This window comes from Dryocola boscaweniae (assembly GCF_025215095.1).
Classification (GTDB): Bacteria; Pseudomonadota; Gammaproteobacteria; order Enterobacterales; family Enterobacteriaceae; genus Dryocola; species Dryocola boscaweniae.
The window spans coordinates 239,304-253,557 of the sequence record NZ_JALHAP010000078.1 but is presented as its reverse complement, the minus strand read 5'-3'; the positions used below and the strand labels follow the sequence as shown (position 1 = coordinate 253,557).

Below are 14,254 nucleotides of genomic sequence, written 5' to 3'. Positions count from 1 at the left end.
ATATCTATGAAAGGTACGCATACCACTCGTTGGTTGTTTATTGCGGGGATCGTTATTGTTGCTATCGCAGCCGTTTATTTCTGGCGTAGCGGCGCCACAGGCGAACCTGAGGCGCAGAAATCCGCCCAACAGCAAGGCGGCGGACGCCACGGCATGCGTGGCGGCGCACTGGCTCCCGTTCAGGCAGCCACGGCAACCAGCGAATCCGTACCACGTTATCTCACCGGCCTTGGCACCATCACGGCGGCGAATACCGTTACCGTACGTAGCCGCGTGGATGGACAACTGCTGGCGATTCATTTCCAGGAAGGACAACAGGTAAAAGCCGGCGATTTGCTGGCTGAAATCGATCCAAGCCAGTTCAAAGTCGCGCTGGCTCAGGCACAGGGGCAGCTTGCAAAAGATCAGGCCACGCTTGCCAATGCCCGCCGCGATTTAGCTCGCTATCAGCAGTTGGTGAAAACTAACCTCGTTTCCCGTCAGGAACTGGATGCACAACAGGCGCTGGTGAGCGAATCCGCAGGCACGGTAAAAGCGGATGAAGCCTCAGTTGCCAGCGCTCAGTTACAGCTCGACTGGAGCCGCATTACCGCGCCCATTGACGGACGCGTCGGCTTAAAACAGGTTGATATCGGCAACCAGATTTCCAGCGGGGATACCACAGGTATCGTGGTGCTGACCCAAACGCATCCCATTGATTTAGTCTTCACGCTGCCGGAAAGCGACATCGCCACCGTGGTGAAGGCGCAAAAAGCGGGCAATGCGTTGAGCGTTGAAGCCTGGGATCGCACCAACAAGCAGAAGCTCAGCACCGGCAGCCTGCTGAGCCTGGATAACCAGATTGACGCCACCACCGGCACCATCAAACTCAAAGCGCGGTTTAATAACGAAGATGACGCGCTGTTCCCGAATCAGTTCGTCAACGCCCGTATGCTGGTCGATACCCAACAAAACGCCGTAGTTATCCCAACGAGCGCGCTGCAAATGGGTAACGAAGGCAACTTCGTCTGGGTATTGAACGTCGATAACAAAGTCAGTAAGCATCTGGTCACAACGGGTATCCAGGACAGCCAGAAAGTGGTGATAACCGCCGGGCTTTCCGCAGGCGATCGCGTGGTCACCGACGGCATAGACCGCCTCACCGAAGGGGCAAAAGTGGAAGTAGTGGAAGCCCATTCGGCCACCGACGACGCAACGCAAAGCAAGTCTGACGAGAAGTCCGCGCCTCTTCGTAAAGGAGCGAAATCCTGATGCAGATTTTACCTCCCAGCGCGACAGGCGGCCCATCCCGCCTGTTTATTCTGCGTCCGGTTGCCACCACGCTGCTTATGCTGGCTATCCTGCTGGCGGGGATTATCGGTTATCGCTTCCTGCCGGTTTCTGCGCTCCCTGAAGTAGATTATCCAACCATTCAGGTTGTAACGCTCTATCCGGGAGCCAGTCCGGATGTGGTTACCTCAGCTATTACCGCCCCGCTGGAGCGCCAGTTTGGGCAGATGTCCGGCTTAAAGCAGATGTCTTCGCAAAGCGCGGGCGGCGCATCGGTGGTAACGCTACAGTTCCAGCTTACTTTGCCGCTGGATGTCGCCGAACAGGAAGTGCAGGCCGCAATTAACGCCGCAACAAACCTTCTGCCCTCCGACCTGCCTAATCCACCGGTTTACAGCAAGGTCAACCCGGCGGACCCGCCGATTATGACGCTCGCCGTTACCTCCACCGCCATGCCGATGACGCAGGTTGAAGACATGGTGGAAACGCGCGTTGCGCAGAAAATTTCTCAGGTTTCCGGCGTCGGCCTGGTTACGCTTTCCGGCGGGCAGCGTCCTGCGGTACGCGTGAAGCTGAACGCCCCAGCCCTTGCGGCGCTGGGGTTAACCAGCGAGACGATTCGCACCGCGATTACCAGCGCAAACGTCAACTCCGCAAAAGGCAGCCTCGACGGCCCTGAGCGCGCGGTAACGCTTTCCGCCAACGATCAGATGCAGTCGGCGGAAGAGTATCGCAACCTGATAATTGCCTACCAGAACGGCGCCCCGATCCGCCTGGGGGATGTAGCCACCGTCGAACAAGGCGCAGAAAACACCTGGCTTGGCGCATGGGCCAATAAACAACAGGCGATTGTGATGAACGTGCAGCGCCAGCCCGGCGCGAACATTATCGACACCGCCGACAGCATTCGTCAGATGCTGCCAACGCTTACCCAGAGCCTGCCGAAATCGGTTGAAGTAAAACTGCTGAGCGACCGCACGACTAACATCCGCGCTTCCGTAACGGATACGCAGCATGAGCTGATGCTCGCCATTGCGCTGGTAGTTATGATCATCTACGTCTTCCTGCGGAACGTGCCCGCAACGATCATTCCCGCTGTGGCGGTGCCGCTATCGCTGGTGGGCACCTTCGCGGTGATGGTTTTTCTGGATTTTTCCATCAATAACCTGACGTTAATGGCGTTGACCATCGCCACCGGTTTTGTGGTGGACGACGCGATTGTGGTTATCGAGAACATCTCGCGCTACATCGAAAAAGGTGAAAAGCCGTTGGCCGCAGCGCTCAAGGGCGCAGGCGAGATCGGCTTTACGATTATCTCCCTCACCCTTTCGCTTATCGCCGTGCTGATCCCGCTGCTGTTTATGGGCGATATCGTCGGTCGCCTGTTCCGCGAGTTTGCGGTGACGCTCGCCGTCGCGATTTTAATCTCCGCCATTGTTTCGCTTACGCTCACGCCAATGATGTGCGCGCGCATGTTAAGCCATGAATCGCTGCGCAAACAGAATCGCTTCTCGCGCGCAAGCGAACGCTTTTTCGAAGGTGTTATTGCCGCTTACGGGCGCATGCTAACTAAAGTACTGAATCATCCATGGCTCACGCTTGGCGTGGCTTTTAGCACGCTTGCCCTTACCATAATGCTGTGGATATTCATTCCCAAAGGCTTCTTCCCGATTCAGGACAACGGCATTATTCAGGGCACGCTTCAGGCGCCGCAATCCGTCTCGTTTGCCAGCATGTCGCAGCGTCAGCAGCAGGTTGCGGACGTGATCATGAAAGATCCGGCGGTGGAAAGCCTGACGTCGTTTATTGGCGTCGACGGTACGAACCCGTCGCTGAACAGCGCGCGCTTACAGATCAATCTCAAACCGCTTGCCGATCGCGATGACCGTATCAAGGCCGTAATCAACCGCCTGCAAACTAATGTGGCAAACGTGCCTGGCGTACAGCTATATTTGCAGCCGATTCAGGATCTCACCATCGACACCACGGTCAGCCGCACGCAGTATCAGTTCACGCTGCAGGCCACCTCGCTGGACGCCCTGAGCACCTGGGTGCCGCAACTGATGAACAAACTGCAAACGCTGCCGCAGCTTTCCGACGTCAGCAGCGACTGGCAGGATCAAGGGCTGGCGGCGTATGTTAACGTTGACCGCGCCAGCGCCAGCCGGCTGGGCATTTCTATGTCGGATGTCGACAACGCGCTGTATAACGCCTTCGGCCAGCGCTTGATTTCCACCATTTATACCCAGGCAAACCAGTACCGCGTAGTCCTTGAGCACGACACCAGCACCACGCCGGGGCTGAGCGCGCTGGATAATATTCGCCTGACCAGCACAGAAGGCGGCACCGTGCCGCTCAGCGCTATCGCCAAAGTCGAACAGCGCTTTGCGCCGCTTTCGGTAAATCATCTCGATCAGTTCCCGTCGACGACCATTTCCTTTAACGTCACGGACGACTATTCATTAGGCGAAGCGGTACAGGCGATAACCGATGCGGAAAAAGATCTCTCGTTCCCTGCGGATATCACCACTCAGTTCCAGGGCAGCACCCTCGCCTTCCAGGCAGCGCTTGGCAGCACCATCTGGCTGATAGTTGCCTCCGTGGTGGCGATGTATATCGTGCTGGGCGTGCTGTATGAAAGCTTTATCCATCCGATTACTATCCTTTCCACGCTGCCCACCGCAGGCGTTGGCGCCCTGCTCGCCCTGATGCTGTCCGGCGCGGAGCTGGATGTGATTGCGATTATCGGCATCATCCTGCTTATCGGGATCGTGAAGAAAAACGCCATCATGATGATCGACTTCGCCCTGGCGGCGGAACGCGAACAGGGCATGTCGCCGTATGAAGCAATTTATCAGGCATGCCTGCTGCGTTTCCGTCCGATTCTGATGACCACGCTTGCGGCGTTGCTGGGCGCGCTGCCGCTGATGCTTTCTACCGGCGTTGGCGCAGAGCTGCGTCGTCCGTTAGGGATTGGCATGGTCGGCGGGCTGTTGGTCAGCCAGGTGTTAACGCTGTTTACCACGCCGGTTATCTACCTGCTGTTTGACCGCCTCTCGCACTACACTCGCAACCGATTTGGCAAGCGTGAGGAAGAAGCTCAGTGAAATTCTTTGCTCTCTTCATCTACCGGCCCGTCGCGACGATCCTGCTGACTCTCGCCATTACGCTGTGCGGCGTGCTGGGCTTCCGGTTGCTGCCGGTCGCCCCGCTGCCTGAGGTGGATTTCCCGGTTATCATGATCAGCGCTTCGCTGCCGGGCGCTTCGCCGGAAACCATGGCTTCGTCGGTCGCCACGCCCCTTGAGCGCGCGCTGGGGCGGATCGCAGGCGTTAACGAAATGACCTCGTCCAGCTCGCTGGGCAGCACGCGCATCATCCTGGAATTTAATTTCGACCGCGATATTAACGGCGCGGCGCGCGACGTGCAGGCTGCTATCAACGCTGCGCAAAGCCTGCTGCCAAGCGGAATGCCGAGCCGCCCCACCTATCGCAAAGCAAACCCGTCCGATGCGCCGATAATCATTCTGACGCTGACGTCGGATACGCTTTCGCAGGGACAACTTTACGATTTCGCTTCCACGCAGTTGGCGCAAACCGTCGCGCAAATTGACGGCGTAGGCGATGTCGACGTGGGCGGCAGCTCATTACCGGCAGTGCGTGTCGATCTCAACCCACAGGCGCTGTTTAACCAGGGCGTTTCGCTGGATGCCGTACGTACCGCCATCAATAACGCTAACGTTCGCCGTCCGCAAGGCGCGGTGGAAGAAGATACCCGCCGCTGGCAGCTACAAACCAATGACGAACTGAAAACCGCGGCGGAATATCAGCCGCTGATTATCCATTACAACAACGGCGGCGCGGTGCATCTGCGGGATGTGGCGAACGTCACCGACTCGGTGCAGGATGTGCGTAACGCCGGGATGACTAATGCCAAGCCTGCGATTTTGCTGATGATCCGCAAATCCCAGGAAGCGAACATCATCGAAACGGTAGACCGCATCCGGGCGAAAATTCCCGAGCTGCGCGAAACCATCCCCGCGTCGATTGATTTGCAGGTCGCCCAGGATCGCTCCCCGACCATTCGCGCCTCTCTTGCCGAAGTGGAGCAGTCACTGGTTATTTCCGTCGCGCTGGTGATTCTGGTGGTGTTCTTGTTCCTGCGTTCCGGGCGCGCAACGCTTATTCCAGCCGTCGCCGTGCCGGTTTCGTTAATCGGCACCTTTATCGCCATGTACCTGTGCGGCTTTAGCCTCAACAATCTGTCGCTGATGGCGCTCACCATCGCCACCGGCTTTGTGGTGGACGACGCAATTGTGGTGCTGGAGAATATTTCTCGCCACCTTGAGGCGGGCGTCAAACCGTTGCAGGCGGCGCTCCAGGGCGTGCGCGAAGTCGGGTTCACGGTGCTTTCCATGAGCCTTTCGCTTGTCGCCGTCTTCCTGCCGTTGCTACTGATGGGCGGTTTGCCCGGACGCTTATTTAAAGAGTTTGCCGTCACGCTCTCGGTGGCTATCGGCATTTCGCTGGTGGTTTCCCTGACCTTAACGCCGATGATGTGCGGCTGGCTCTTGAAGAACAAACCTCAGCATAACCCGAACCGCAAGCGTGGCTTCGGCCGCGTGCTGGTGGCGATGCAGACAGGCTACGGCCGTTCGCTGCGCTGGGTGCTGCGCCACGCGAAGCTGACGGGGCTGGTGCTGCTTGCCACCATCGCGCTTAACGTCTGGCTGTATATCGCCATTCCCAAAACCTTCTTCCCGGAACAGGATACCGGGCGGTTGATGGGCAATATTCAGGCCGACCAGAGCATCTCTTTCCAGGCCATGCGCGGCAAACTGCAGGACTTTATGAAGATCATTCGCGAAGATCCGGCGGTGGATAACGTTACCGGTTTTACCGGCGGATCGCGGGTGAACAGCGGGATGATGTTTATCTCTCTAAAACCGCTTGGTGAGCGCAAAGAGACGGCGCAACAGGTCATAGATCGCCTGCGCAAAGCGCTGGCAAAAGAGCCGGGAGCCAGCCTGTTCCTGATGGCCGTACAGGACATTCGTGTCGGCGGCCGGTCCGCCAACGCCAGCTATCAGTACACGCTGCTTTCCGATAATCTCGCCGACCTGCGCGAATGGGAGCCGAAAATTCGTCAGGCGTTCGCTAAACTGCCGCAGCTTGCCGATGTTAACTCGGACAGCCAGAACAACGGCGCGGAAATGAATTTGATCTACGACCGTGAAACCATGTCGCGGCTGGGCATCAGCGTGAGTGATGCCAACAATCTGCTCAATAACGCCTTCGGGCAGCGTCAGATTTCGACCATTTATCAGCCGCTCAATCAGTACAAAGTGGTGATGGAGGTCGATCCACGCTATACCCAGGACATCAGCGCGCTGGATCAGATGTTTGTGACTAACAACGAAGGCAAGCCGATTCCGCTTTCCTATTTTGCGAAGTGGCAGCCTGCGAACGCGCCGCTTTCGGTAAACCATCAGGGCCTGTCGGCGGCTTCGACCGTTTCCTTTAACCTGCCAACGGGCGTTTCACTAAGCGAGGCCAGCGATGCCATTGACCGCACTATGACATCTCTTGGCGTGCCGTCGACGGTGCGCGGCAGCTATGCGGGCACGGCGCAGGTGTTCCAGGACACGATGAAATCGCAGGTGATGTTAATTCTTGCGGCGATCGCCACCGTCTATATCGTGCTGGGCATTCTGTATGAAAGTTATGTTCACCCGCTGACCATTCTTTCCACGCTGCCTTCAGCAGGTGTCGGCGCCTTGCTTGCGCTTGAGCTGTTCGATGCGCAGTTCAGCCTGATCGCGCTGATAGGGATTATGCTATTGATTGGTATCGTGAAGAAAAACGCCATCATGATGGTGGACTTTGCGATAGACGCGCAGCGTAACGGCAACCTGTCGCCGGTTGATGCTATCTTCCAGGCCTGTCTGTTGCGCTTCCGTCCGATTATGATGACTACGCTTGCCGCCCTGTTCGGGGCACTGCCGCTGGTCTTGACCAGCGGCGATGGGGCCGAGCTGCGTCAGCCGCTTGGGATAACCATCGTGGGCGGTCTGGTCGTCAGCCAGTTGCTGACGCTTTATACCACGCCGGTTGTCTATCTGTTCTTTGAAAGTCTACGGTTAAGGTTTAGCCGTAAAAATCGTGAAGATGAGGTGCTGAGTTAAATGACCGACCTGCCCGCTGCCGTTCGCTGGCAACTGTGGATTGTCGCCTTCGGCTTCTTTATGCAGTCGCTGGATACCACTATTGTTAACACCGCCCTGCCCTCAATGGCGGCAAGCCTTGGAGAAAGTCCGCTGCATATGCATTCGGTCATCGTCTCCTACGTGCTGACCGTGGCGGTTATGTTACCTGCCAGCGGCTGGCTCGCAGACCGGGTCGGCGTGCGTAATATCTTTTTCACCGCCATCGTGCTGTTTACCCTCGGCTCCCTGCTTTGCGCCCACGCCTCCACGCTCAACGAGCTCATTATGGCTCGCGTAGTACAGGGGATTGGCGGAGCAATGATGGTGCCGGTGGGCAGGCTGACGGTGATGAAAATCGTCCCGCGCGAGCAGTACATGGCAGCAATGACCTTTGTCACCCTCCCCGGCCAGATTGGTCCGCTGCTGGGTCCGGCGCTGGGCGGCATACTGGTGGAATACGCTTCCTGGCACTGGATCTTCCTGATAAACCTGCCGGTGGGAATCATTGGCGCTATCGCCACGCTCTGGCTGATGCCGAATTACACCATGCAAACCCGCCGCTTTGATGTGCCGGGTTTTTTGCTGCTGGCGTTTGGCATGGCGGCGTTGACTATCGCGCTCGACGGGCAAAAAGGGCTGGGGATTTCCTCTCTTGCGCTTGGCCTGCTGGTGAGCGCCGGCGCGCTGGCAATCATGCTCTATCTTTGGTATGCCCGCAGGAACGACAACGCCTTATTCAAACTTGGCCTGTTTAAGACGCGCACCTTTTCGATAGGCCTGCTTGGCAGCTTCTGCGGTCGTGTCGGCAGCGGCATGCTGCCGTTTATGACGCCGGTCTTTCTGCAAATCGGCCTTGGTTTTTCACCCTTCCACGCCGGTTTAATGATGATCCCGATGGTGCTGGGCAGCATGGGCATGAAGCGCATTGTGGTGCAAGTGGTCAACCGCTTCGGCTACCGTTATGTACTGGTCGCCTCAACGCTTGGGCTGGCGCTGATTAGCCTGCTGTTTATGGCCACCGCCCTGCTCGGCTGGTATTACCTGCTGCCGGTGGTGCTGATTATTCAGGGGATGGTTAACTCGGTGCGCTTCTCTTCCATGAACACCTTAACGCTGAAAGATTTGCCGGACGATATGGCAAGCTCCGGCAACAGCCTGCTGTCGATGGTGATGCAGCTTTCCATGAGCATCGGCGTCACCGTCGCCGGAATGCTGCTTGGCATGTACGGACATCACCAGATTGCGCCGGACAGCCCGGTGGTGCACAGCGTCTTCCTTTATACCTATCTGAGCATGGCGGTGATTATCGCCCTCCCCGCGCTGGTCTTCACCCGCGTACCTAAGGACACCACAAAAAACGTCGTCATCGCGCGACGTAAAAGGAGCCAATAATGAAACTCTGGCGGCCAGGCATTACCGGCAAGCTGTTTCTCGCCATCTTCTCCACCTGCCTGCTGGTGCTGGCGATTATGCACTGGGGCGTGCGGCTGAGTTTCGAACGCGGGTTTATTGACTACATCAAACACGGCAACGAACAGCGTCTTGAATTGCTGGGAGATGCGCTGGGCGAACAATACGCGCTGCATGGAAACTGGCAGTTTTTACGCCATAACGACCGCTTTATGTTCCAGATCCTCAAATCGTTTGAACATGATGAGGACGGGCGAAACCCGAACATGCCGCCGCACGGCTGGCGCACGCAGTTCTGGGTTGTGGATCAGGATTACAAAGCGCTGGTTGGCCCACGCGGGCCGGTGCCGTCAGACGGGACCCGTCGCGCCATTAACGTAAACGGGCGCGATGTAGGCTGGGTTATCGCCTCCCCCGTTGAACGTCTGACGCGCAATACCGATATCAATTTTGACCGTCAACAGCGGCGCACCAGTTGGATTATCGTCGCGCTCTCAACCCTGCTGGCCGCAGCGGCGACTTTTTTACTGGCACGCGGTCTTCTTGCGCCGGTCAAACGGCTGGTTGAGGGGACGCACAGGCTGGCCGCGGGCGATTTCACCACGCGCGTCGATTCCACCAGCCAGGATGAACTGGGCAAACTGGCGCAAGATTTTAATCAGCTTGCGAGCACGCTCGAAAAAAACCACAACATGCGCCGCGCCTATATGGCCGATATCTCCCACGAACTGCGCACTCCGCTGGCGATTTTGCGTGGTGAACTGGAAGCGATTCAGGACGGCGTGCGTCAATTCACCCCGGAATCGGTGGCTTCATTGCAGATGGAAGTCGCCACGCTTACTAAGCTTGTGGACGATTTGCACCAGCTTTCGCTCTCCGATGAAGGCGCGCTGGCCTATCAGAAAAAATCTCTCGATATCATTACCCTGCTGGAAGTGGCGGCGGGCGCATTTCGTCAGCGCTTTGACTCCCGCGGGCTCTCGATTCGCCTCGCTTTGCCCGATCACGTCACCATCTTTGGCGACAGTGACCGGCTGATGCAGCTCTTTAATAACCTGCTGGAAAACAGCCTGCGCTATACCGATGAAGGTGGACAACTGCTGATTTCCGGTGAGGTGAACCAGCAGCGTTTCATCATGACCTTCGCCGACAGCGCGCCTGGCGTGAACGACGACCAGCTAAACCGGCTGTTCGAGCGCTTTTACCGCACGGAAGGATCGCGAAACCGCGCAAGCGGCGGCTCCGGGCTCGGGTTGTCAATCTGCAAGAATATTGTTGCCGCGCACGGCGGTACTCTGAAGGCGGGTCATTCGCCTTTCGGGGGCGTTAGCATTACAGTAGAGTTACCCTTGATCCAGAATCAATGAGAAACGTATGACCGATTTTCCGATTGATGAAAATGCTCCACGCATTTTGATTGTTGAAGATGAGCCGAAACTGGGGCAGTTGCTTATCGATTATATGCGAGCGGCGAGCTACGCCCCTACGCTGATTACCCATGGCGACCAGGTTCTGCCGTACGTCCGCCAGACCCCACCGAATTTAATCCTGCTGGATTTAATGCTGCCGGGCACCGACGGATTGACGCTGTGCCGTGAAATTCGTCGTTTCTCTGAAGTCCCCATCGTTATGGTGACTGCAAAAATAGAAGAGATTGACCGCCTGCTGGGGCTGGAAATCGGTGCCGATGACTATATCTGCAAGCCATACAGTCCAAGAGAAGTTGTCGCACGCGTAAAAACAATTTTGCGCCGCTGCAAGCGTCAACAAGAGCCTATTCCCGTGGGAGAAGAAAGCCCGCTTATCATCGACGAAGGCCGTTTCCAGGCAAGCTGGCGCGATAAGCTGCTGGATTTGACGCCTGCTGAATTTCGCCTGCTAAAAACGCTTTCACACGAGCCGGGAAAAGTATTCTCCCGAGAAATGCTGCTGAACCATCTTTACGACGATTATCGCGTCGTGACGGACAGAACCATCGACAGCCATATTAAAAACCTGCGCCGCAAGCTCGAAGCGCTTGATGAAGAACAGTCATTTATTCGCGCCGTTTATGGCGTGGGCTATCGCTGGGAGGCGGACGCCTGTCGCATGGCGTAACTTTTTTTATAAGAGTGCCTTACTCCGAGGCACTTTTCGACAACTCATTCCAGTAAACTCTCTGGCAACACCTTTCCTTTTCTTATTTCATTCATATTACATTGTAAATTCGACTAAATCACAAAATTTAACTTTATTTTCGCCTCCTCTTCCGTTTCCTATAATTTCCAGTAAATTCGACCTGTGTTTGATTTTTCATCAAATACGGCACTGTCAGGAAGTCCTACTTAAATTAAGGAGAGATGAATGAAAGAGATATCAACAAGTCAGTACCATACTATCGCTGGCGGTTTTGCAGATCAGTGTGGCCGCGGCCCGTCAAGCTCGTCAGGGAACTGTTCTTCAGGTGGTTCTGGTTCTGCGGGCGGAAACGCGGGAAACCGAGCTCCGCAGATTACTAACAGCAAAGGTAAACCAGGAAGTGGAGTGCTGGCTGGAGGTTACTTCTCAAATAACCCAGGCACATCAAGCGCTGGTTCTCGTGGCTGTACCGGCGGAAGAAGAGAAGTAGGTTCTAATCGTTAATTTTTTCTTTAGTCTCACCGGACAGGAATTATCCTGTTCGGTTTAACAATGAAAAGGAATCTATTATGAAAAATTATATCTTCTATTCAAACGATATCGCCGTTAACGTCTATGAAAAAAAAGATCTATCTGCTGCGCTTAAAGAGCAATTAAAATCTGAAGGTTTCCAAAAAATGCCTTTTGAAACAAAAGCACAGGACGAAGCAGCAGCAATAGATATTATGCTGGAACATTTTAAGGCCAATACCGCCGCGCTAGAAGAATATACCAAAGATTACTGTATACCAGCAGCCATTTTCAGCGCGATCTATTTTTCATGAAAAGTCCATTATCGCTTTTACGACATATGTTGAAAGAGGCCTGGCAAAACCAGGCAAAAGACAGTGATATAGAATCGTCTTATAATGGAGAACCAGAGGTTATTCAAACGCTGATGTCTTTAAAAAAGACTCTGCCAGACATTCTTCACTTTGTCTGGATTGGCGACTTACAAGCTTTGAATTTAGAATATATTAATATTTGGCAACAAGTAAACAATGACAAAATAATTAATCTTTGGCTCGATGAAGATTGCATGCTTTGTCATCGTTTTCATATATTACTTGCGCAACATGCAAAAGTAGTAGCACCGCAAGATTCGAACCAAAAACTCATTACTCTGCAAAACGAAGCATTTCACTATATTTATCCCAGACTAGATAAAAACCATACTTTTAATGTGCTGGCTATGCAATTTTTAGAAAGTATAAATGTTGAACTGCCGCAATATTCGCAGACTGCATCTACTATATTAGCTAAACTTACCGATCGGATAAATCTAAAAAGCATCTCACATGTATTTTCAGAAAAATTTGCCGAGCTAAAGAAGTACTATTACTATGAGATTATTATCCGAGGTAACTTTGCCTGTGCCAGCGATATTGCCAGACTGCTGATACTTTACCATTACGGCGGTATCTATATTGATGTTGACACATTGCCTGCAATAGATTCTTGCTTCGCAAAAACAAAAATGGTTCTTAGAAAATACATTACCAGCCATAATGAATATATTACGGCTGCAATGGCAGAAGCTACCCTGCAAAAATTAAGTCCAGGCCACGAATGTGAAATTAATATCAGCACCTATCTCAATAAGCCATCTGATATTCCTTTGCCTATAAGACACATAATTAATTGTAGCATCAGGGAAGATGTAAAAAAACTCAGCATTACAGATTTACCCGCGTTGGGAAAAGTACTCTGCTATAAAAATTTAATTTTGCAAAGCGCAGTCCCTTCGCTTTCTGGTGTTTATTTTAATAATGTCATCGGTGCATTTCCACACTCCAAAACCTTATCTATAGTGTTACGTACAATAAAAAAGCGCTACCGTTTTCTGGAAAAAAACAATGCCATTTTTACCTGTATCCGTGCACACACTACTCATCATTATCTGGCTCGTTTATTAACCTATCGTTATGAAGCCATTGCCAGCACTGGAGAAGTAACTTTGGCTTTAACCGGTCCAGGCGTCATTGTCGAAGTATTATTAGGATTGGGCTATCAACTTCTTAAACTTAACGAAGATATCCCACCCTACTTTCTGTCTATCTTTATGCAAAACGATCTCTACGGCATCGCTTTTTTCGGCCATACGCTCCATACACCAGAAGGTTTAGTGTCAACATGGATGAAATGACTTTCGAGAACAACAGAATCAGTGCAGTAATCATTTGTTTCAATGAGGAAAAAACTATTACATCTACTCTCGATTCCCTAAAGGATCTGGTTGATGAAATAATCATCGTTGATACCGGCTCTACTGATAATACAATTAAATTAATATCACAGCATCCGAGCAGGGCTAAACTTTATTCTCGTCCCTGGAATAACGATTTTTCAGAAATGCGCAACTATGCCATTTCTTTGGCCAGTTGCACATGGTGTCTGGTGATAGATGCGGATGAATACATCGCAGAGGAAACAAGAACCATTTTTCGCGATACAATACAAAAAATTATCCAGGAAGACAGAGACGCACTCTACGCACCACTAATTGATAATCTCAACGGTAGCCAACTTATCAATAATGCGAGAATATTCAGAAAACGTCCCTCACTGCGCTATCATGGCAAGGTGCATGAATATCTCGATGAAGAAGCCAGCAAAATTATTTTCCTACCAATTATTAAAATCCTTCATTATGGATACGTTAACAACGCTTATGAAGAAAAAAGTAAACATACGAGGAACAAAAAGTTACTCGACGAGCAAATCATATTAGAACCTGATGGTTTAAGGTGGAAATATTTTTCTTTACGTTACTTAAAGCCCGAAGATCCTGAACATGAGAAAATTCTACAGCATTTTGGGGCACTTCCTTTGCCTTATGATGATGACTGGGAAGTTTATGCATATAATATTAAATCAAAGTTAATTATTTCTTTGCTAGAGAAACGTAACTTCCAGCAGGCCTGGCAGCAGGCTAAAGCGCTTTATGAATACTATAAAGATAAAGACACCTGCCTGCTTTATCTGTTAACTAATTACCTGAGAGCTCAAAATCTGTTCCTGACAGCAGTTCAGGAAAGCGCCAATCTTTTACGGGGAATCGAATCCTTACATACAGATGAATATCTGACAGAGAAATTAAACATCGACAGTTTTCAGAATGTATTGGATGAATTGGCATTATATATGGAAAAAAATGAAACCAAGAGTGACCCCGCCCCATGATGACATTCAGAAAAGAAGCGTTAGAACATC

At 52.8% G+C, this 14,254-nt stretch carries 9 protein-coding genes; all 9 read left to right on the top strand.

Going from position 1 to position 14,254, the window contains the following annotated elements; translation table 11 throughout:
• Positions 1–6: 6 nt before the first annotated feature.
• The 9 genes from MUA00_RS12220 (at position 7) to MUA00_RS12180 (ending at position 14,224) form a co-directional block, all read left to right on the top strand.
• On the top strand, positions 7–1,251 hold the full coding sequence (locus tag MUA00_RS12220) for an MdtA/MuxA family multidrug efflux RND transporter periplasmic adaptor subunit (protein ID WP_271123311.1): 1,245 nt from the start codon (positions 7–9) through the stop codon (positions 1,249–1,251).
• On the top strand, positions 1,251–4,376 hold the full coding sequence (locus tag MUA00_RS12215; RefSeq protein ID WP_271123310.1) for an MdtB/MuxB family multidrug efflux RND transporter permease subunit: 3,126 nt from the start codon (positions 1,251–1,253) through the stop codon (positions 4,374–4,376). Before MUA00_RS12220 ends, MUA00_RS12215 begins: the two co-directional genes overlap by 1 nt.
• Complete coding sequence (gene mdtC / locus MUA00_RS12210; protein WP_271123309.1) at positions 4,373–7,453, top strand: multidrug efflux RND transporter permease subunit MdtC; 3,081 nt, start codon at positions 4,373–4,375, stop codon at positions 7,451–7,453. The genes MUA00_RS12215 and mdtC overlap by 4 nt, the downstream gene beginning before the upstream one ends.
• On the top strand, positions 7,454–8,866 hold the full coding sequence (gene mdtD, locus MUA00_RS12205; RefSeq protein ID WP_271123308.1) for an MFS transporter: 1,413 nt from the start codon (positions 7,454–7,456) through the stop codon (positions 8,864–8,866).
• Positions 8,866–10,251, top strand: a complete 1,386-nt coding sequence (gene baeS, locus MUA00_RS12200) for an envelope stress sensor histidine kinase BaeS (RefSeq protein ID WP_271123307.1) — start codon at positions 8,866–8,868, stop codon at positions 10,249–10,251. Before mdtD ends, baeS begins: the two co-directional genes overlap by 1 nt.
• 7 nt (positions 10,252–10,258) lie before the next feature.
• Positions 10,259–10,981, top strand: a complete 723-nt coding sequence (baeR, locus tag MUA00_RS12195; protein ID WP_271123306.1) for an envelope stress response regulator BaeR — start codon at positions 10,259–10,261, stop codon at positions 10,979–10,981.
• Positions 10,982–11,571: 590 nt separating this feature from the next.
• The gene (locus MUA00_RS12190; RefSeq protein WP_271123304.1) at positions 11,572–11,826 is read left to right on the top strand and encodes a hypothetical protein; all 255 of its coding nucleotides are present in this window, start codon (positions 11,572–11,574) and stop codon (positions 11,824–11,826) included.
• The gene (locus tag MUA00_RS12185; RefSeq protein WP_271123303.1) at positions 11,823–13,187 is read left to right on the top strand and encodes a TcdA/TcdB catalytic glycosyltransferase domain-containing protein; all 1,365 of its coding nucleotides are present in this window, start codon (positions 11,823–11,825) and stop codon (positions 13,185–13,187) included. Before MUA00_RS12190 ends, MUA00_RS12185 begins: the two co-directional genes overlap by 4 nt.
• Positions 13,175–14,224, top strand: a complete 1,050-nt coding sequence (locus MUA00_RS12180; protein ID WP_271123302.1) for a glycosyltransferase family 2 protein — start codon at positions 13,175–13,177, stop codon at positions 14,222–14,224. The genes MUA00_RS12185 and MUA00_RS12180 overlap by 13 nt, the downstream gene beginning before the upstream one ends.
• Positions 14,225–14,254: the final 30 nt, after the last annotated feature.

Excerpts from the sequence above, each read along its gene's own strand:
- MUA00_RS12180 (WP_271123302.1), top strand. The coding sequence starts at position 13,175 with ATGGATGAAATGACTTTCGAGAACAACAGAATCAGTGCAGTAATCATT.
- MUA00_RS12190 (WP_271123304.1), top strand. The coding sequence starts at position 11,572 with ATGAAAAATTATATCTTCTATTCAAACGATATCGCCGTTAACGTCTAT.
- MUA00_RS12185 (WP_271123303.1), top strand. The coding sequence starts at position 11,823 with ATGAAAAGTCCATTATCGCTTTTACGACATATGTTGAAAGAGGCCTGG.
- MUA00_RS12215 (WP_271123310.1), top strand. The coding sequence starts at position 1,251 with ATGCAGATTTTACCTCCCAGCGCGACAGGCGGCCCATCCCGCCTGTTT.
- MUA00_RS12220 (WP_271123311.1), top strand. The coding sequence starts at position 7 with ATGAAAGGTACGCATACCACTCGTTGGTTGTTTATTGCGGGGATCGTT.
- baeR (WP_271123306.1), top strand. The coding sequence starts at position 10,259 with ATGACCGATTTTCCGATTGATGAAAATGCTCCACGCATTTTGATTGTT.
- mdtD (WP_271123308.1), top strand. The coding sequence starts at position 7,454 with ATGACCGACCTGCCCGCTGCCGTTCGCTGGCAACTGTGGATTGTCGCC.
- baeS (WP_271123307.1), top strand. The coding sequence starts at position 8,866 with ATGAAACTCTGGCGGCCAGGCATTACCGGCAAGCTGTTTCTCGCCATC.